The 18,877-nt window shown below is 69.7% G+C and carries 20 protein-coding genes; 9 read left to right on the top strand and 11 right to left on the bottom strand.

Annotation, left to right across the window (positions count from 1 at the left end):
- Positions 1-55: 55 nt before the first annotated feature.
- The gene (locus AC07OA_RS21830; protein WP_494665930.1) at positions 56-706 is read right to left on the bottom strand and encodes a hypothetical protein; all 651 of its coding nucleotides are present in this window, start codon (positions 704-706) and stop codon (positions 56-58) included.
- 196 nt (positions 707-902) lie between these two features.
- On the opposite strand from AC07OA_RS21830, the gene AC07OA_RS21825 reads away from it, so the two are divergent.
- On the top strand, positions 903-1,298 hold the full coding sequence (locus AC07OA_RS21825) for a hypothetical protein (protein WP_494665929.1): 396 nt from the start codon (positions 903-905) through the stop codon (positions 1,296-1,298).
- A 23-nt stretch (positions 1,299-1,321) separates the two neighbouring features.
- On the opposite strand, the gene AC07OA_RS21820 is transcribed toward AC07OA_RS21825, so the two are convergent.
- Positions 1,322-2,596, bottom strand: coding sequence for a TraB/GumN family protein (locus AC07OA_RS21820; RefSeq protein WP_494665928.1), 1,275 nt, complete (start codon positions 2,594-2,596; stop codon positions 1,322-1,324).
- A gap of 231 nt (positions 2,597-2,827) precedes the next feature.
- Here AC07OA_RS21820 and AC07OA_RS21815 point away from each other — a divergent pair, with 231 nt between their 5' ends.
- On the top strand, positions 2,828-4,303 hold the full coding sequence (locus AC07OA_RS21815) for a sigma-54-dependent transcriptional regulator (protein ID WP_494665927.1): 1,476 nt from the start codon (positions 2,828-2,830) through the stop codon (positions 4,301-4,303).
- 140 nt (positions 4,304-4,443) lie between these two features.
- On the opposite strand, the gene AC07OA_RS21810 is transcribed toward AC07OA_RS21815, so the two are convergent.
- From AC07OA_RS21810 to AC07OA_RS21780, 7 genes are all read right to left on the bottom strand, one after another.
- Positions 4,444-4,890 (bottom strand): winged-helix domain-containing protein, encoded by a 447-nt coding sequence (locus tag AC07OA_RS21810; RefSeq protein WP_494665926.1) that lies wholly within the window; start codon positions 4,888-4,890, stop codon positions 4,444-4,446.
- A gap of 277 nt (positions 4,891-5,167) precedes the next feature.
- The gene (locus AC07OA_RS21805) at positions 5,168-5,503 is read right to left on the bottom strand and encodes a hypothetical protein (RefSeq protein ID WP_494665925.1); all 336 of its coding nucleotides are present in this window, start codon (positions 5,501-5,503) and stop codon (positions 5,168-5,170) included.
- A 46-nt stretch (positions 5,504-5,549) separates the two neighbouring features.
- Complete coding sequence (gapR, locus tag AC07OA_RS21800) at positions 5,550-5,819, bottom strand: nucleoid-associated protein GapR (protein ID WP_494665924.1); 270 nt, start codon at positions 5,817-5,819, stop codon at positions 5,550-5,552.
- A 93-nt stretch (positions 5,820-5,912) separates the two neighbouring features.
- Entirely contained in the window at positions 5,913-6,782 is an 870-nt protein-coding gene (locus AC07OA_RS21795; protein ID WP_494665923.1) for an NAD(P)-dependent oxidoreductase, read from the bottom strand.
- Between the two features lie 77 nt (positions 6,783-6,859).
- On the bottom strand, positions 6,860-7,477 hold the full coding sequence (locus tag AC07OA_RS21790; protein WP_494665922.1) for an HAD-IA family hydrolase: 618 nt from the start codon (positions 7,475-7,477) through the stop codon (positions 6,860-6,862).
- Positions 7,477-7,602 (bottom strand): type B 50S ribosomal protein L36, encoded by a 126-nt coding sequence (gene ykgO / locus AC07OA_RS21785; RefSeq protein WP_494665921.1) that lies wholly within the window; start codon positions 7,600-7,602, stop codon positions 7,477-7,479. Before ykgO ends, AC07OA_RS21790 begins: the two co-directional genes overlap by 1 nt.
- Positions 7,603-7,720: 118 nt before the next feature.
- The gene (locus tag AC07OA_RS21780; RefSeq protein ID WP_494665920.1) at positions 7,721-8,125 is read right to left on the bottom strand and encodes a hypothetical protein; all 405 of its coding nucleotides are present in this window, start codon (positions 8,123-8,125) and stop codon (positions 7,721-7,723) included.
- A gap of 169 nt (positions 8,126-8,294) precedes the next feature.
- Between AC07OA_RS21780 and AC07OA_RS21775 the strand changes: the two genes are divergently transcribed.
- On the top strand, positions 8,295-9,584 hold the full coding sequence (locus tag AC07OA_RS21775) for a lytic murein transglycosylase (RefSeq protein WP_494665919.1): 1,290 nt from the start codon (positions 8,295-8,297) through the stop codon (positions 9,582-9,584).
- A 119-nt stretch (positions 9,585-9,703) separates the two neighbouring features.
- Positions 9,704-10,699, top strand: a complete 996-nt coding sequence (locus AC07OA_RS21770; protein WP_494665918.1) for a SphA family protein — start codon at positions 9,704-9,706, stop codon at positions 10,697-10,699.
- Between the two features lie 179 nt (positions 10,700-10,878).
- On the opposite strand, the gene AC07OA_RS21765 is transcribed toward AC07OA_RS21770, so the two are convergent.
- Complete coding sequence (locus AC07OA_RS21765) at positions 10,879-12,207, bottom strand: MFS transporter (RefSeq protein WP_494665917.1); 1,329 nt, start codon at positions 12,205-12,207, stop codon at positions 10,879-10,881.
- Between the two features lie 169 nt (positions 12,208-12,376).
- Here AC07OA_RS21765 and motA point away from each other — a divergent pair, with 169 nt between their 5' ends.
- The 4 genes from motA to AC07OA_RS21745 all read left to right on the top strand — a co-directional run bounded on the left by motA (position 12,377) and on the right by AC07OA_RS21745 (position 15,985).
- The gene (motA, locus tag AC07OA_RS21760; RefSeq protein ID WP_494665916.1) at positions 12,377-13,246 is read left to right on the top strand and encodes a flagellar motor stator protein MotA; all 870 of its coding nucleotides are present in this window, start codon (positions 12,377-12,379) and stop codon (positions 13,244-13,246) included.
- Between the two features lie 134 nt (positions 13,247-13,380).
- The gene (locus tag AC07OA_RS21755) at positions 13,381-13,680 is read left to right on the top strand and encodes a hypothetical protein (RefSeq protein WP_494665915.1); all 300 of its coding nucleotides are present in this window, start codon (positions 13,381-13,383) and stop codon (positions 13,678-13,680) included.
- An 85-nt stretch (positions 13,681-13,765) separates the two neighbouring features.
- Positions 13,766-15,550 (top strand): bifunctional tRNA (5-methylaminomethyl-2-thiouridine)(34)-methyltransferase MnmC2/FAD-dependent 5-carboxymethylaminomethyl-2-thiouridine(34) oxidoreductase MnmC1, encoded by a 1,785-nt coding sequence (gene mnmC / locus AC07OA_RS21750; protein WP_494665914.1) that lies wholly within the window; start codon positions 13,766-13,768, stop codon positions 15,548-15,550.
- Between the two features lie 30 nt (positions 15,551-15,580).
- On the top strand, positions 15,581-15,985 hold the full coding sequence (locus AC07OA_RS21745) for a DUF6491 family protein (protein WP_494665913.1): 405 nt from the start codon (positions 15,581-15,583) through the stop codon (positions 15,983-15,985).
- 193 nt (positions 15,986-16,178) lie between these two features.
- Here AC07OA_RS21745 and AC07OA_RS21740 read toward each other — a convergent pair whose 3' ends face one another.
- On the bottom strand, positions 16,179-17,402 hold the full coding sequence (locus AC07OA_RS21740; RefSeq protein WP_494665912.1) for an OmpA family protein: 1,224 nt from the start codon (positions 17,400-17,402) through the stop codon (positions 16,179-16,181).
- Between the two features lie 266 nt (positions 17,403-17,668).
- Here AC07OA_RS21740 and AC07OA_RS21735 point away from each other — a divergent pair, with 266 nt between their 5' ends.
- On the top strand, positions 17,669-18,865 hold the full coding sequence (locus AC07OA_RS21735) for an FkbM family methyltransferase (RefSeq protein ID WP_494665911.1): 1,197 nt from the start codon (positions 17,669-17,671) through the stop codon (positions 18,863-18,865).
- Positions 18,866-18,877: the final 12 nt, after the last annotated feature.

The raw sequence follows: 18,877 nt of genomic DNA, 5'->3' as shown, positions 1-18,877 counted from the left end.
GTCGAAAGACACACGCAATCGTCGCCTTGGGGTTTCGGCGTTCAGCCCGCCCCCCTCAGCCCGCTTGGCGCTCGCCCTGGTCCATCACCCAGGCGAACAGCACCGCCAGCAGGAAGCCCGACAGAGCGGCGACGGCCATCTGCGACGGCGCGCCGGTGGGCGGGGCCAGGATGTTGACCAGCTGCATCGCCAGGAGCAGCGCCATGAACAGCGGAGCGCCCAGGCCGCCCCGGCCCTCCAGTCCCCGCCGCCAGCCCCAGGCGCAGGCCGCCAGCGCCACCAGCCCCATCTCCAGCGCCTGCTCGGGCACCGGACGGTTCCACCAGCCCAGCCCCACCTTGGGTCCGCCGAACCACAAAGGCAGGTCCGGGCGATGGACCAGGAAGTCCAGCCCCCAGTGCGACAGCGTCACCAGGCCGGCGGCGACCGCCACCGCCTTGGGCAGCTTCAGGACGAAGGCCGCGACCAGTCCGGCGGCGAGCGACCACGACACCGCCGCCGGCAGGCTGTGGGTGTAGGGCATGTGCGACAGCACCAGCGGACTGCCCGGCAGGTCGCGGTCGAAGCTCAGCGTCTCCACCCCCGTCAGCACCAGCACGCCCCAGGCGATGTCGACCAGCTGGGCGCCCGCCACATAGACCCACAGCGGCCCCTTGGGCTGCGCCGCCTTGGCGGCCAGGGCGGCCGCATAATGCCCCACGAACATGATCCCCTCCACGCCACTGGACGGCGAGGCTAGGTCGTTTGGGCTCGCACGGAAAGGTCGCGCCTGGGATGGCTCGCGAACAGTTCGCGCCATGCGGTCGCCCGCGCGTCCGTCCAGCCCCGCTCCATTACGGCGAATTAAAAGGCGCGCGGGGCCGACGCCCTCTACGATATCGCCGATCGATCAGGGGATATCGATGTTCAAGTCCGCCGCCGCCCTCGCCCTTGTCCTGGGTCTTGTCGCCTCGCCCTCGGCCATGGCCGAGGAGAAACCCCAGATGGGGTGGCTGGGCCAGACGATCCGCAGCGTCGTGGTCTTCAACAGCTGCACCCAGCGGCTGAAGGAAAAGTTCCACATCGGCCCGCTGAACGGCATCGAGGTCACCCGCATGGACACGGCCGGCGCCCCGCCCTCCGGGCCCATGGACGTGAAGTTCGAAGCCACGACCGTCGAGAAGAAGTCGGGCCGCAAGAGCCGCTTCGCCGGCGTCTGCCACGTGGGCCGCGAAGGCGAGACCCGCATCGACGCCCGCCTGATCAGCCAGAGCGGCGGCGAGGTCCGCCGCGTGCCGACGGGTCGGGGGGCGGGGTAGGTTCGCCTTCTGGCTATGAGCGCCTAGGGGGCGTCGTGAACCCCCAGCACGGTAGATGCGGACAGTTCCGGCGCCACGATGGCCAGGTCGTAGCCGCGGACGAGCGCGCGCCATTCAGGCGTGAAGGCCTCCAGATCGGCGCCGCGCAAACGGCGCAGATCCACCAGGAACCAGTCGCCCGGCGGCGTGCCCGACGGGCGGGCCAGCGTCACATCCTTGGACCAGTCGCTGTCCTTGCCCGCGGTCGCATCGAAGCTGTGCGCGGCCACCTGACGGCCGACCCCGTTGTATCCGCCCAGCGCGCCTTTCGCGCCGGTGACGACGATATGGAGGGACTTCACGCCCGCTCCGTCGGCATGCTCGGCGACGAAATTGCCCACGTCGCGCTGGCCCAGCGGATTGTAGCCCTTGTAGAGATGGTAGGCGCCGAACTTCATCAGCAGGCGCGCCTGCGGCGCCTCGGCGAAATGGGCCGCCAGCGTCCGCTTCATCAGCCGCGCCCTGCGCCCGTTCGGATCGCCGCTGCGGGACTTGGAGGCCAGATAGATGGCGCGTGTTTCGCGCAAGGCGGCGAACAGCGCCTTGGCCCGGTCGCCGCCGTCCTGGTCGATGGCTGTTCCCGCCTGATCCAGCGCCGCATCGGTGGTCTTGAACAGGAACAGGTCGAAGGGTGAACCTGAGGCGAGCGCGGCCTGCGTCGCCGTCCGCTCCTGCTGGGCCAGCGCTTCGATCTGAGCGCGGGCGAGCGGGCCTGGACCGGCCGCCAGCATCTGTTCGAACAGATAGCCGCTCACGCCGAAGAACTCCTGGTCCAGCCCCCACAGCTTGAAATCCAGCCCGGCGACGCCCGCGCAATCGGCGGCCGTCCGCCCCTCGTCGCGGCCGTTGAGGAAGGCCATGGCGTCGGGGTGGGCGCGCATGAAGTCGGAAATCTTCTGTTCCCGGTCCGGCGCTCTCAGCCGCGCGTTGACCGCCCCGGCGGCCTCCGGCCCGGTCTCGACGACCATGGCCGTCAGGCCGCCGGGCGCCATCAATCGGCAGACGTTCGTGGTGAAGGCGGGGATTTCGCGCGAATGATGGCTCTCGCCGATGAGAACGTACCGGCTGTCGCCGATAGCCTCCGACAGGATCGCGGCGCCCGGACCCGAGAAGCCCTCCGGCCGGACCGTCAGCGGCGATCCCGCCTGCGCCAGCTGGTCCGAGAACGAAAGCGGCGCAACGGTTTGGGCGTGGGCGGCAGCCGCGCACAGGGCGAGCGCCAAGGCCCCCGCGATCGATTTCAGCTTCATGTCGAACACCCCCACTCCGTGGAGCGTCCTTGAGGCGATCCCCGAAAACCGCCAAGTTAAATCGTGGTCACACGCCTTCTCGCGGCTTCCTCGCCCCCAATCGTCAACCCGCGTTAAGCGCGACGGTTAACCCCTGACTCACGTCTCCGAAACCCGGTCTTTACCCAAGGGCTGTATCACTCTGAACCAACAAGAGCCCTGTCCCATGTCGGACGCGGCCGGTTCAACGGGTGTCTGCAAATGACCAAGACGGTTCTCGTCGTCGACGACGATCCGACTCAACGTCGGCTGATCCAGGCCGTGCTGGAGCGCGAAGGCTTCGCGGTCTCGCACGCCGAGAACGGCGACGCGGCCATGGCGCATCTGGCCAGCGGCGCGCCGGTCGACGTGGTCCTGCTGGACCTGGTCATGCCGGGCCTGTCGGGCCAGGACGCCCTGAAGGAAATGCGCGCGCGCGGCTTCGCCCAGCCCGTCATCGTGCTCACCGCCAGCGGCGGCGTCGACACCGTGGTCAAGGCCATGCAGGCCGGCGCCACCGACTTCTTCATCAAGCCGGCCAGCCCCGAGCGGATCACCGTCTCGATCCGCAACGCCCTGTCCATGGGCGACCTGAAGGGCGAGGTCGACCGCCTGACCAAGCGCGCCGGCAACCGCACCACCTTCGCCGACCTGATCGGAACCTCGCCCGCCATGACCCTGGTCAAGCGCATGGGCGAGCGCGCGGCCAAAAGCTCTATTCCTATTTTGATCACCGGCGAGAGCGGGGTCGGCAAGGAGCTGATCGCCCGCGCCGTGCATGGCGGTTCCGACCGCGCCGGCAAGCCGTTCGTGGCCGTCAACTGCGGCGCCATCCCGGAAAACCTCGTGGAGTCTATCCTGTTCGGCCACGAGAAGGGCAGCTTCACCGGCGCCACCGACAAGCACCTGGGCAAGTTCAAGGAGGCCGACGGCGGCACCCTGTTCCTGGACGAGGTGGGCGAACTGCCGCTGGACATGCAGGTGAAACTGCTGCGCGCCCTGCAGGAGGGCGAGATCGACCCGATCGGTTCCAAACGCTCGATCAAGGTGGACGTGCGCATCGTCTCGGCCACCAACCGCGACGTGGCCCACGCCGTGCAGCAGGGCCGGTTCCGCGAGGACCTCTACTACCGCCTGAACGTCTTCCCCATCGAGGCCCCGTCCCTGCGCGAACGCCGCGAGGACATCCCGGCCCTGGTCGAGGCCTTCGTGCGCCGCTTCAACGTCGAAGAGGGCAAGCGGGTGGTCGGCGCCGCGCCGGAGACCCTGCAGATCCTCAGCGGCTTCGACTGGCCCGGCAACGTGCGCCAGCTGGAGAACGCGGTCTATCGCGCCATCATCCTGGCCGACGCGCCGTACCTCCAGCCCTACGACTTCCCGGCCATCTCGGGCGTCATGGCCCCGCCGCCGGAAGCGGTGACGATCGCGCCGCCCCAGCCGGACCTGTCGGCGGCCCTGCAGGCGGCCCATGCCGCCATGGCCCGCACGCCCGCCCCGGACTCGCCGGTCCGCATCCTCGACGACCGCGGCCACCTGCGCACGCTGGAAGAGATCGAGCGCGACCTGATCCAGCACGCCATCGAGGTCTATGCCGGCCACATGTCGGAAGTGGCCCGCCGCCTGGGCATCGGCCGCTCGACCCTCTACCGCAAGGTCCGCGAGCAGGGCATCGACGTGGACTTCAAGGAAGCGTCGTAACGGGCCTCGGTCTTCCGCCCCACAAAAGATTGTCATCCCGGACAAGCGCGAAGCGCGCCGATCCGGGACCGACCCGAAGCTCTGAGTTCACGCGTCGGTCCCGGGTCTTCGCCCGGGATGACAGCTGAAATTCTTGTCCCTCAGGCGCTGGCCGCCAGCGGCGCGACCGCCGCCTGCTCCGGCTCGTCGATCCGGACCCAGCCGGCGTCGGCGCGGCGCACGCGGCCTTCCTGTTCCAGCCCCTGCAGCTCAAGCATCACCGCCGCCAGCGGAATGGCGCGGCCCCACCGTCGCGTCAGCTTGCGCGAGATTTCTGAGGCGGCGATGGCCGCGTCGTCCTTGCCCAGCACCAGCAGGATCATCTCGCGGGCCGAGCGCCCCTTGCGGCCGCGCCGCGACGGGGGCGAGGGCGCGAAGCTGGCCAGCTCGCCCTCGGCCAGGCCGCCGCGCTCGATGGCGCTCAGGGCCAGGCTCAGCGCCCGCAGCTCGTCCTCGAACGGCGCCTGGGCCCGTCGCTGGGCCTCCAGCATCCGCACCTCCAGGTCGGCCTTCCGCCGCAGAAGGTAGTCATAGATCGTGGTCGCCATTCCCGGCTGTCCCATCCGGCGTGAGACTTCCCCCCGCGGTCACGCTTTCGCGGCGCCCGCGGCAGCCGTTTTCTACAGCGCTCCGGGGCGATAAAATCGATTAAAAGCAATGCTTTATGCGATGCGCAACTGTCCGCCCGTTTTCTTACCGAAAACCTAACGCCGTTATCCGAACGCCATTGTTTGGTGAGAAACGGGGACCAAATTCGCCCGCTCGGGCCTTTCCCGGCGCGGTTTTCAGGGTTTCACCCCAGGCGAAAACTTGGCTGTAACCGGCCTATTCGTCGTCGTCGGACGCCGCGCGGGCGGGCGCCCGGCGGGCGAAGCCCTTGCCGCGACTCATGGGCTTTCGCTCACCCTTGGCCTTGGCGGCGATTTCCTTGAGCTTGATGGTCTGGTTGATCGACATGGCCTGGCCGGCGGCGCCCTTTTCGGGATCGCCGAAGGCCCGGCCGTAGGTCTCGATGCGCTGGGCGACCGAGCCCAGGAACTCGCCCTCCCACTCCGACAGCTCCACCCCGGCCTTGTCGGCCGTACGGCGGGCGCGCTTCAGCGCGTTGAGGGCCGCCTTGCGGGCTTGAGCGCGGGGGTCTGGCGGCTTCTTGGCGCGCATCCGGGCAGACTAGCGGGCGTCGTCGCCCGGACGCACGCGGAAAAACCTAGATCTCGCCGATGGCCGACAGATACAGGTCCAGGATCGCGTCCTCTTCCTGGCGCTTGGCGCGGTCGGTCTTGCGCAGGCGGACCACCTTCTTGAGCACCTTGACGTCGAAGCCGTTGCCCTTGGCTTCGAGGTAGACTTCCTTGATCTGCTCCATGATCTCGGCCTTCTCGACCTCCAGGCGCTCGACCCGGTCGATGATGCTCTTCAGCTGGCCCTGGGCGGTGGAGTTGAGCACGTCGGCGTGCGGAACGGCGTCGTCGGCCATGGAAGTCTTCTCGCGAAAGTCCGGAAACGGGAGGCGCGGAACCTAGTGGCAACGGGCCGGGAGTGGAAGGCTGATTCCCCCTTCTTTTTTGCTTTAGCGCCCTTCCACACGTCCGCGCGACACTTCGGCCAGGGCGGCCAGGTCGGGGATCTCGCCCTCGCCGGCCAGCAGGGCCTCCAGGCCGCTCTCGACCAGATCTGCCAGCGGCAGGGCCAGGCCCTTCTCGTCGCCAGCCGCCTGGGCCAGGCGCACGTCCTTGAGCGCCAGGTCGGCGGTGAAGCCGGGCGGGTGGTAGCGTCCCTCGGCGATCATGGCCCCGTAGGTCTTGTAGACCGGGGCGGCGAAGATCGTGTTCGTCAGCACGTCCAGCAGGTCGGCGGCCGGCACGCCGTGGGCCGCGCCCAGGGCGGCGGCCTCGCCCATGGCCTCGACGGCCGAGACGATCATCAGATTGCCGGCGATCTTGACGGCGTTGGCGCGGACCGGGTCCTCGCCCAGCGGCCAGACCTTGGCGGCCAGGGCCTCCAGCGCCGGCAGGGCCGTGGCCACCGCCTCGGGCGCCCCGGCCGCCAGCACGTTCAGCGCCCCGGTCCGGGCCACGGGCGGACGGCCGAACACCGGGGCGGCCACATAGCCCAGCCCCAGGCCCGCATGGACCTCGGCCAGCTCGCGGGCGAAGGCGGTGGAGATGGTGGCGAGGTTGGCGTGGACCAGGCCCGGCCGGGCGCGCGGCAGGGCGTCCAGCAGCGCGTCGCGGATCGCCTGGTCGTGGGCCAGGATCGACAGGGCGACGTCGCCCTGCAGCGCATCCTCGATAGTGGCCGCCGCCGTCGCGCCCAGGGCCACGACCTCGTCCACCGGCGCCTGCGAGCGGTTCCACACCGTCACGGCGTGGCCCTTCTCCAGCAGGTGCTCGACCATGGCCTTGCCCATGGCGCCCAGGCCGATGAAACCGATGTGCATGGGAAGGCTCCGAGGTTGGCGTGCCCGCTCAACTGGTCGCGGCGGCGGTGTTCTTCAACCCCTCGCCCGCAGCGGGATCAGAGCAGGCCCAGCTTCTCGATGGCCGGCCGCAGCGCCGCCGGGTCGGTGAAGTGGTGGGTGTGGAAGCCCATAGCGTCGGCGGCGGCGATGTTGGCGGCGCTGTCGTCGACGAACAGCAGCTCGATGGGCTTGAGCCCCGTGCGCGCCAGCACGATCTCGTAGATGCGCGGGTCGGGCTTGATGACGCCCTCCTCGGCCGAGACGATGGTGTCGCGGAAATGGCGGAAGGCCGGGCTCATGGCCTTCACGCCCGGCCAGCTCTCGCTGGACATGTTGGTCAGGCCGAACTGCGGCACGTCGCGCGCGGCCAGATCCTCGATGACGGATTCGGTTTCGGGAATCGTTCCGGAGAACATCTCGGGCCAGCGGTCCCACCAGGCGGCGATGTGCTCGGCGTGATGAGGGTGCTGGGCGGACAGGGTCGCGATGTTGTCGGCGAAGGTCACGCCGCGGTCCGTCGCCGCGTGCCAACCCAGAGTCCCGACATGCGAAAGGAACCGGTCGAGATCGGCCGGTTCCTTGAAGATCTTCGCGTAGAGCGTGCGCGGGTTCCAGCGCACGATGACGTTGCCGACATCCCAGAGCAGAGCCCTGGGGCGTCGTGCAGGCGTCATCAGCCTTGCTTGGCCTTGAAGCGCGGATCGGTCTTGTTGATCACATAGATCACGCCCTTGCGGCGGACCAGCTTGCAGTCGCGGTGGCGACCCTTCAGCGACTTCAGCGAGCTACGAACCTTCATGACCGTCTCTATACTTCAGCGGAGAGGTTCGGGCGCGCGATAGAGCGGCCGGAACATCCGGGGTGTCTCGGAGGGCGTGCGTATAAGCAGGACGCTCGCCGGAGTCAATGCGTCGCCGTCAGTTGCAGCTCAGGCTCAGCACGTAGCGGTTCTTGTCGGCGTCGTACTTCAGCTGCTTCTGCCGCATGGCGTAGACCTTGCCGCCGATCGTGACGCTGTGGTCGCCCTGCCAGCGGGTCTTGCGCGTCTCGCTCATGCTCTCGGCGTAATAGTAGATGATGGAATTGCTGGTCGACACCAGGCGCTCGCGGGTGTCGCGGGCGTTGATTCCCACGGGCGGGTTGTTCACCCAGGCGCCGGAGCTGCTCTTGTAGCGCACCGTCACGATCACGCCGTCGCCGCAGCGGTTGGCCACCGTCAGGCCCGGCGTCACCGTCAGGCTGGCCCGCGCCGCCGGCGCCAGGGCGCTCAGAACCGAGGCCCCCAGAACCGAGGCCAATGCGACCTTCGACACCGTCTTCATGTCCGCCTCCAGGAAGACCCGGCCGCGAGACCGGCCCGTAGACAGAACTCCCCCAGGGCGCGAATCTTTCAATCTCGCCCGCCACGCGATGCGACAATGCGGCCGGAACTTAACCGGTCTGTCGCCCTTGTGATTGATGCCCGCAGTCAAACACCGGTAGCCTGCCCTCATGGATAGACGCGTTTTCCTCGTTCTGCTGCTGGCCGGTTGCGCCGACACCTCGACCAACGCGCCCCTGGCGCCGTCGGTGAGTCCGCCCAAGCCGCCCACCACGCCGCCGCCCGCCCCGGCCGCGCCCAGCGCCGATCCCGGCGCCTCGGGCCAGGCGGTGGGCTTCGACAGCTGGCTGGCCGCCTTCAAGCAGAAGGCCCTGGCCGCGGGCCTGACCCAGCAGCTGCTGGACCGCGAACTGAACGGCGTCACGCCCGACCCCAAGGTGATCTCGCTGGATGGCCGCCAGCCGGAGTTCTCCAAGCCGGTCGGCGACTATATCAAGGGCGTGATCAGCGACGACCGCGTGGCCGTGGGCCGCGCCAAGCGCGACAGCCTGACCTTCCTGCCGGGCATCGAGCAGAAGTACGGCGTGCCGCGCGACATCCTGCTGGCCGTCTGGGCCATGGAATCGGCCTTCGGCAAGATCCAGGGCAATTTCGACGTGGTGCGCTCGATGGCCAGCCTGGCCGCCGACGGCCGCCGCCGCAATTGGGCCGAGGGCGAGCTGATCGCCGCGCTCAAGATCATCGCCTCGGGCGAGGACAGCCGCGAGCAGTTGAAGGGCTCGTGGGCCGGCGCCATGGGCCAGACCCAGTTCCTGCCGTCCAACTATCTGTCGACCGCCGTCGACTGGGACGGCGACGGCCGCCGCGACATCTGGGGCAGCGACGCCGACAGCCTGGCCTCGGCCGCCAACCTGCTGAAGAAGGGCAATTGGAGGCCCGGCGTGGGCTGGGCCAAGGAAGTGATCCTGCCCGCCGGCTTCGACTACGGCCTGGCCGAGGGTCCGCGCGAAATCCCGTCGTGGTGGGAAGCCAAGGGCGTGCGCCGCGCCGACGGCCTGCCCTGGACGGCGGCCGACGCCGCCTCGCCCGCCGGACTGATCCTGCCGGCCGGTTGGTCGGGCCCGGCCTTCCTGGCCCTGCCCAACCACTTCGCCATCCGCACCTACAACAACTCCACCTCCTACGCCCTGGGCATCGGCCTGCTGGCCGACCGCTTCGCTGGGGGCGGGCCGCTGGTGGCCAGTTGGCCGGTGGAGACGCCGCTGAGCCTCGCCGACCGCATGGCGGCCCAGATCGCCCTGGCGCGCCTGGGCTTCGATCCCGGCCCGGCCGACGGCGTGATCGGCGCGGGCACCCGCAAGGCCCTGCGCGCCTGGCAGACCGACCGCAAGCTGCCCGCCGACGGCTACCTGTCGTCCGACATGGTGGCGCGGCTGAAGGCCCAGGCGGGGATCAGCTAGGGCCTTTCCCCGGAGGCGGACTGCCGTCGCGCCCCAGGGGCGTCTAGGCGGTTCGCCCGATGGTGGCCCCAGGCGGCCCCGGCCACTCTCCACGGCGAACCGCCACGGAGACTGGGGCCATGAACCATCGATTCTCCCGCCGCCTTCTGGGAACAGTGGGCCTCGTCGTCGCCCTGGCGGCCGGCGCCCACCAGGCTCAGGCATCCGAGGGCGGGGCCAGCCTCTATCTGCTGGGCTCGGGAGGACCGGGCAATGCGGTCATGCCGCCCCTGAAGGGCGTCTATTTCGACAACGAGGTCTATTACTACAAGGGCAGCGCCAGCGCCGGGAAGCAGTTCACCGTCGGCGGCAATGTGGTGGCCGGCCTGGACGCCAAGATCCTGGCCGACTTCCCCACGGTGCTGTGGGTGCCCACCACCGACCTGAACGGCGTGACCGTGGCCTTCGGCGCCCTCGTGCCGGTGGGCAATGTCGACATCGACGCCAACGCGTTTATCAGCGGCCCCCGCGGCGGCCAGGTCGGCCGGTCGATCAGCGACTCGGCCACCGTCATCGGCGACCCGGTCGTCACGGCCATGTTGGGCTGGGCCAAGGGCGACGTGCACTATCAGGTCTCGACCCTGGTCAACATCCCGGTGGGCGACTACCGCAAGGACGAGCTGGCCAACCTCGCCTTCCACCGCTGGGCGCTGGACTCGTCCTTCGCGGTCTCGTGGCACGACGCCAAGAGCGGCTGGGACGTCAGCGGCAAGGGTGGCCTGACCTTCAACGGCGAGAACACCCACACCGACTACAAGACCGGGACCGAGATGCACCTGGAGGCCTCGGTCGAGAAGACCTTCTCGCCCAAATGGTCGGCGGGCCTGCAGGGCTATTACTTCAAGCAGGTCAGCGGCGACCGGGGGCCGGGGGCCAAGCTGGGACCGTTCCAGGGCGAGGTCACGGGCGTGGGCGCCACGGCGGCCTACAATTTCAAGATCGGCCACATGCCCGCCACCCTGCGGGCCCGGGCCTTCACCGAGTTCGACGCCACCAACCGGATGGAGGGGGATTCGTTCTGGCTGGGCCTGACCGTGCCGCTGAGCCTGAAGATGCCGGCGGGGGCGCCTAGCTAAAATCCAAAATCTCGGCCGTCATTCCCGCCCTTGTGGCGGGAACCCCTGGTTCAGTTCGCAAGTGCGTTGCCTTGGCGCGCCAGCGCGCCACACCCCTGCACCTGCGGCGGACAGAGGGGTTCCCGCCACAAGGGCGGGAATGACGAAAATAAGGGGGAGGAGCTTCACTTCAGCCCTTCTCAATGCGGCCCCGTCGCGTCGATGGAGCTGGCGTCCACCACCTGGGCCTCGTCGCGGGCCTCGCGGGGGGCGGTCGCGTCGCCCACCCGGCGCATGATCGGGTCGAGCAGGGCGTAGGCCACCAGCCCCGCCAGGATCGCCACGTTCAGCAGGTAGGGCGAGGGATGGGCCCATTTGTAGAGCGCCACCCCCAGCACCGGGGCGATGATCACCGAGGCGCCGTTGATGGCGCTGATCGCCCCGGCCACCGCCCCCTGCTCCTCGTGCCCCACCGACAGCGAGGCGCCGGCCGTGAAGCCGGGCCGGGCGAAGCCGTAGCCCAGGCTGCATAGGGCGAAGGCCACCACCAGGGTGTGGTAGTCGGGCGAGAAGGCGACGATCAGGTTGCCCAGGGCGGCGCACCCCGCGCCCAGCCACAGCAGCTGGCGCGGGACCAGCCGCAGCATGCGGATCAGCCCCCATTGCGCCAGCAGGCTGGCCACCGCCCCGGCCATCATCGCCACGCCCGCGAAGGCCGCGGCCTTGGCCGGGCTGATGTTCAGCTTGTCGATGACCATGAAGCCCAGGGTCTGCTGGTTCACCGTCTGGGCGCTGGCCAAAAGGAAGCCGTAGAGAATGAAGGGCAGGATGCGGCGGTCGTTCCAGCGCACCCGGGCCTTAGGCTTTCCGGCGCCGGCGTCCGCGCGGTCGGGGATCTCGTCCGGCGCCTCGGGCAGGCCGCGCATCACCAGCACCAGCACCACCCCGGCGATCAGGGCGAAGCTGAACATCGGCCCCGACAGGGTCAGCAGCGGGAAGACGAGGAACGGCGCCACGGCCGGCCCCAGGATGGTGCCCAGCCCGCTGGCCGAGGCCATGGTGGCCAGGGCGTTGGTGCGGTCGGCCGGCGCCGTGCGGTCGGCCACATAGGCCTGGGCGGCGGGGTTGGAAGCGCTGCCCACCAGGCCGAAGATCGCCCGCGACAGGGCCGCCCCGGCGAACACCGCCAGCGGAACCATCAGCCCCTTCAGCCCCAGGAAGATGAAGAAGCCGAAGCCCAGCATCGACACGGCGAAACCGGCCATGCCCAGCACCACCATCGGCTTGCGGCCGCGCTTGTCAGACATCCGCGCCCAGACCGGCGACATCACGCCCCACAAAAGGGCCGATAGCGAGAAGATCGAGCTGATCAGCACGTCGGGAATGCCCACCTGGCGGCCGATGGCGGGCAGGACGGTCTGCAGGGCGGTGTTGCCGGCGGCGCTGGACAGCAGCACCGCGAACAGGATGGCGAAGGCGCGGCCCCTCTGGCGTTCGTCGAGCGAGACGTCCGGACTGGCTGCGGTCATGCGTTCCCTCCAGGCGACGCCGCCGGTTAACCCGGCTCAATTAGGTGGCGTCAAACGCTTGTTAGGCGGCTGCGGCGAAAGGCGCAACACGCCGGGAAAACCCCGCTCACCTTGGATTAAGCATTAACGGCGATGATCCTGGCGCAAGTTTCCCGGGGCTCTCTTCGTCATGTTCCAGATCATCGGCATCGTCCTGCTGTTCGGCCTCGTGTTCGGCAGCTTCATCATGTCGGGCGGCAAGATGGACGTGATCATCGAGGCCGCCCCGCACGAGCTGATGTGTATTCTGGGCGCGGGCATCGCCTCGTTCCTGATCTCCAACTCGATGACGGTGATCAAGGCCACGGCCGGCGGCTTCGGCAAGATCTTCAAGGGTCCCAAGTGGAAGAGCAGCGACTATCGCGACCTGCTGTCGCTGCTGTTCCTGCTGACCAAGACCATGAAGTCCAAGGGCGTGATCGCCCTGGAAAGCCACATCGAAAAGCCCAACGACAGCTCGATCTTCCAGCGATACCCGAAGATCACCCACGACCACTTCGCCGTCGACTTCATCTGCGACACCCTGCGGATGATGACCATGAACCTGGAGGATCCCCACCAGGTCGAGGACGCGATGGAGAAGCAGCTCGAAAAGCACCACCACGAGGGCCTGGCCCCCGCCCACGCCCTGCAGGCCCTGGCCGACGCCCTTCCGGCGCTGGGCATCGTCGCCGCCGTGCTGGGCGTCATCAAGACCATGGGCTCGATCACCGAACCGCCGGCCGTGCTGGGCGCGATGATCGGCGGCGCCCTGGTCGGCACCTTCCTGGGCGTGTTCCTGGCCTATGGCCTGGTCGCCCCGTTCGCCACCCGCCTGACCGCCGTGGTCGACGAGGAAGGCGCGTTCTACAAGATCATCCAGGCCGTCCTGGTCGCCCACCTGCACGGCAACGCCGCGCAGATCTCGGTGGAAATCGGCCGCGGCAACGTGCCCAGCGAAGCCCAGCCCAGCTTCCTGGAGCTGGAAGAGGCCCTGCAGCAGATCCCCAACGACGCCTGATAGCGTAACGTTCACGGGGTAATCACGGCCCCGTGAAGACTTGTCTTGCGCCTGCCATGGAACTGATGTTCTGTGACCTCGTGTCGCGGCCCCCGGCCGCGCCGCCAGAAAAAGCAGTCGCAAGGGAAGCCCCCATGACCACCAAGGTTCTCCGCTCGATCCTGATCGCCGGCATGGCCGTCTCGGCCCTGTCGCTCGCCGCCTGCGGCAAGAAGGCCGAAGAGTCGGCCGACGCCTCGGCCTCCAAGGCCGCCGAGGCCGCCGCCTCGGCCAGCTCGGCCCAGGACGCCGCCGCGACCGCCGCCGGCGCCGCCGCCGACGCCAACAAGGCCGCCGCCGACGCCGCCGCCGCTCCGGCCGGCGCCGACGCCACCACGGCCGCCGAAGCTCCGGCCGCCGCGCCGGCCAAGACCGAGACCGCTCCGGCCCACTAAGCCGGGATCGTTTCGCGATCTTTCGAAGGGCCGTCCGCGAGGGCGGCCCTTCTTCTTGGGCGGTCCCCGGCCCTATAAGCGGCCGATGAACGACCCCGACACCTCTCCCCTGGTCTGGCGCGAAGACGGCCTGCCGCAGTCGGCGCTGTACGGCGACGTCTATTTCTCCAGCGCCGACGGCCTGGCCGAGACCCGGGCGGTGTTTCTGGCCGGCTGCGACCTGCCCGCCGCCTGGGCCGGCCGCGACCACTTCACGGTCGGCGAGCTGGGCTTCGGCACGGGGCTGAACATCGCCGCCCTGCTAGACCTGTGGAGGCGGGAGCGTGCGCCGGGCCAGCGCCTCCACATCTTCTCCATCGAGGCCCACCCGATCACCCGCGACGAGGCCGCCCGAGCCCTGGCGGTCTGGCCTGAGCTGGGCGAAGCGGCCCAGGTGCTGCTGGACCACTGGCCCGGCGCCGCGCGCGGCTTCCACCGCATCGACCTGCCCGGCTTCGACGCGACCTTCGACCTGGCGGTGATGGAGGTCGAGCAGGCCCTGGAGACTTGGGACGGGGCGGCCGACGCCTGGTTCCTGGACGGCTTCTCGCCAGCCCTGAACCCGGCCATGTGGCGCGAGGAGATCATGGCCCTGGTCGCCGCCCGCAGCGCGCCCGGCGCGCGGGCCGCCACCTTCACCGTGGCCGGGGCGGTGCGACGGGGCCTGGCCGCCGCCGGCTTCCAGGTGGACAAGCGCCCCGGCTTCGGCCGCAAGAAGGAGCGGCTGGAGGCGGTCATGCCCGGCGCCCCGCCCGCGCCCGTTCGTCCGCGCCGCCTGGCGGTGATCGGCGGCGGGATCGGCGGCGCTGCCATGGCCCGCGCCGCCCGGGCCGAGGGGCTGAAGGTGACGGTCTTCGACGAGGACCGCGCCCCCGCCTCGGGCAATCCGGCCGCCCTGGTCACCCCGGCCCTGGACGCCGGCGGCGGCCCGCGAGCGGCCCTGCCCGCCCAGGCCTTCGCCCGCGCCGTCGCCCTCTATGCCGGCCTGCCCGAAGCCATCATCGCGCGCGGCGTGCTGAAGCTGGCGGTCGCCCCGCGCGACGGCGAGCGCCACGCGGCCGTCGCCGGCCAGGACCTGTTCGATCCGGGGACCATAACCCTGCTGGACGCCGCCGACGTCGCCGCGCGGCTGGGCGAGCCCGCCGAAGAGGCCCTGTCGATGGCGCAGGCCCTGGTGGTCGAGCCGGCCCGGGTGCTCGCCGCCTGGCGCGGCGAGGCCCAGGCCCTGCGGGTCGAGCGCCTGGTGGAAGCGGACGGCGTCTGGCGCCTCTACGATCCCGACGACCGCCTGCTGGCTCAGGTCGACGCGGTGGTGCTGGCCGGCGGGGCCGAGCAGGCCCGGCTTTGGCCCGCCGCCCCGATCCGCCCGGTGCGCGGCCAGGCCAGCTGGACCGACCATCCCGCCCCCGCCCCCGCCGCCTTCGGCGGCTACGCCGTGCCCACGCGCGAGGGGGTGCTGTTCGGCGCCACCCACGACCGCGATACGGTCGAGACCGACGCCCGCGAGGCCGACGACCGCCGCAACCTGGCGAGCCTGGCCAAGGGCCTGCCGGTGCTGGCCGCCCGTCTGGCCGAGGCGCCGCTGCAAGGCCGCGCGTCCGTCCGCGCCACCACCGCCGACCACCTGCCCCTGGCCGGACCGGTCCCCGACGCCCCCGCCGGCCTCTACGTTCTGGGGGGCCTGGGCGGGCGCGGCTTCTGCCTGGCGCCGCTGCTGGCCGAGCACCTGACGGCGCGGATCCTGGACCTGCCCTCGCCCCTGCCCAAACCCTTGTCCGCCTTGGTCCGGCCGGACCGATTTTCGTCGCGCGACGCGCCCGTCGCGCTATAGTCGAGGCGGATCGGGGAACTGGAGGAGACTATGAGCCGAATGTTCCTCGCGGCGGCCCTGGCCGCGACCGCGCTTCTCGGGTTCGCCCCTACCGCCCCGGCCCAGGCCGCCCCCGACAGCGCCAAGCCCGCCCAGCAGTGCTTATCTGTCTCGCGCATCGTCAACTGGGCGACGAAGGACGACAAGTACGTCTATGCGCGGGTCGAGGGCGGGGCGGTCTTCGAGATCACCCTGGCCGGCCAATGCCTCAAGCCCGCCCGGACCGGCAACACCGCCCTGTCGTTCGTCACCGGCATGGGCGACGACGTGTGCAAGCCCATCGACCTGACGGTGATCGTGGCCACGGGCCTGGCGCCCTTGCGCTGCCCGGTGACCGGCCTGCGACGCCTGACGCCCGAAGAGATCGCCGCCCTGCCCGCCGGCCAGAGGCCCTGATGCGAGCCTAGCGGCGCTCCCACGAGCCGATGCCCCCAGAATGTCGGCCCCGCCGGACCCTCGCGCCCTCTAGAGGGCTCCGGCCGATGACGCTCCCGACCCCGTCGGGGGCGTCTTTTCTTTGTGGGGGGGGCATAGAGAAAAGGGCCCGGCCTTGCGGCCGAGCCCTCTCTTTTCGTCTCGAAGCTCGATCTTAGAAGTTGATCGAGATCGTCGAACGGCGGTTCAGCGGTTCCTTCACGCCGTCGCCGGTGGCGACCGCGGGTTCGCTTTCACCCTTCCAGTCCACCGCCAGGGTGGTGGCCGGGACGCCCGCGCCGACCAGACCGTCGGCCACGGCCTTGGCCCGGCGTTCGGAGAGCTTGGCGTTGTACTTGGGCGAACCCGAGGTGTCGGTGTGGCCCACCACGGTGATCTTCGTGGCGTTGCCGCCCTTGGCGTAGTCAGCCGCCTGGCTGATCACGGCCTGGGCTTCCGGCGTCAGCACGTACTGATCGAACGGGAAGTAGACCACGAACTCCTTGGCCTCGTACGTCGCGGCCGGAGGCGGCGGCGGCGGGGGCGGCGGGGGCTCCGGCGGCGGGGGCGGCGGAGGCGGCGGCGGGGGCGGAGGCGGCGGGGGCGGCGGCGAACCGAAGGTGTAGCGGATACCCAGGGTCACCGAGGTGTCCTTGTACTTGCCTTCGAAGGTGCCGACGTCATAGACCGGCAGGCCGGCCGGACCGGCGTTGGCGGTCGTCGAACCCCATTGCAGGTCGTCGGTGGCCAGGTAGCGGCCGGTCAGGTCCAGCGACCAGTTCGGGGCGAAGTCCCAGGCCAGGCCCAGGATGCCCTGATAGGCCAGGGCCTGATCGACGTCGTCGAAATTGGTGTTCTGGAAGCGGGCGGTGCCGGCCGGCACGCCGCTCAGCTGACCATAGACCTTGTTGTGGACCCAGGCGGTGCCGATACCGGCGCCGATGAACGGACGCCAGCTGGACTCCGGCATGAAGTCGAAGATGACGTTGGCCATCAGGGTGGTGGCCTTCAGCGAACCGTCCAGCTCGCCGCAGGCCGGCGAGGCGGTGGTGCGCTCGACGCCGGGCGTGCACAGGCCGATCGGCTGCGGACGGGCGTCCGAACCGCGGACGGCGTTCAGGTCGCCGGAGCGATAGCCGTACTCGGCTTCGACCCGCCAGCTGGGGCTGAACTTGTAGCCGATGCGCGCGAAGCCCGCCCAGTCGTCCTCGCCCGAGAACGTCCATTTGATGGGTTGGCCGTCCGTGGCGTTGACGGAGGACGTGCCTTTGACGTCATCGGGCCAATGGTAGCCGACGTCGCCGGCGACGTACCATCCGCTCAACGCGCTTTGGGCGGAGGCGCCCGACGCGGCGCACAGCGCAAGCGTCGCAACACCAGCCAGCAACCGGATTCTCATGATCAGTACCCTCTAGGTGAATGCCGTGAAGACCGGGACTTGGAGCGGCCTTCACGACGACAAACGCGCTGGAAGGAAAATCGGCTGTGGCGCTTTCGCCACAGTTCGGCCATTTCCGTCGGAAGATCGACATGTCGCGGCCGGCGCGCCCCGGAACTCCGCGCCCTGACAAGGGAAGAAAGGGATTGCCGCCCTCGGGCATTGATTTGAAAACTGGCCCCCCGGCGCGCGCCGCTCGGACCTCTTTTCGATTCGGAGCAGACCCCTTGTCCCAGGCGAACCAGACCGGCCGAAGCTTGGCCGCCAAGCTCGTCGATGGCCTGCTGAAGGTCCCTCCCGTGCGCAAGCTGGCCAGCTTCGCCCAGGAGCGGATCGCCACCGGCGTGACGGCGCGGGTCGTCGGCCATTTCAACGCCCAATATCAGTGGACGAACGAACCTTCCGTCTGGCTGCTGCCCAACCTGATCGAGCCGCGCGTGCGGCTGGCGGTGGACGACCTGTGCCGCCCCGGCGACGTGGTCTTCGATGTGGGCGCCAATTTCGGCTATGTCAGCGTGGCGATGTCGCGCCGGGTGGGGCCGCGCGGCGTGGTCTGCGCCTTCGAGGCCAACCCGACCATCGCCCAGTTCGCCCAGAACCGGCTCGTGAAGAGCGGCTGCGGCAACACCCAGATTTACAACCGCGCCATCTACAGCGCCTCCAACGAGGCCATCACCCTCTATCTCAGCGACAACCAGGTCGCCGACAGCGTGGTCAACAAGACCGACCGCTCGATTGAGGTCGAGACCCTGGCCCTGGACGACTATGTGCGCGACACGGGCCTGGTCCCGCGCGTGGTCAAGATGGACATCGAGGGCGCCGAGCCCGACGCCCTGCTGGGCTTCGAGCGCACCATCGCCGAGCACCACCCGATCCTGATCCTGGAACAGTCGCCCAAGGACAAGCGCTGCCTGACCTTCCTGGCCGGCCACGGCTATCTGGCCATCGACCTGGGGTCTTACCGGCCGGTCGATCCCGAGGTCGGGCTGGACCCGGCGATGGCGGTGACCGACGTGCTGTTCGCCACGCCCGAGCAGCTGGCGACCACGCCCTATGCCCGGCTGGTCCGCGCGCCGCTATTCGACCTGGCGGCCGACGCCTTCGTGCCGGAGGGTCTGATCTTCTCGACCCCCGTCCGCCGCATGGCCCCGGGGCGCTATCTGGGCGAGGTGTCGTTCGCGGCCGAGACCGAGGGCGTGCTGACCTGCGGGGTGAAGGTCAACGGCGACGTCGTCATGCACTATATCGGCAAGGCCAGGTACCTGCCCTTCTTCGCCGAGGTCTGGAACTTCGAGCTGGCGCGGGAAGCCGACGTCGAGTTCTTCTTCCAGTTCCTGGACGGCCCCGATCCGGGGTTCAGGATCAAGGGCCTGCGCTTCGACCGCGTCGAGCCCTTCGACGGCCGGCCCGCGCCCTGCCGATAAGACGCCGGGCCT

Source organism: Caulobacter sp. GW821-FHT09B08, assembly GCF_059418225.1.
The sequence above is the reverse complement of the archived record's forward strand: the minus strand, read 5'-3'. Positions and strand labels throughout refer to the sequence as shown.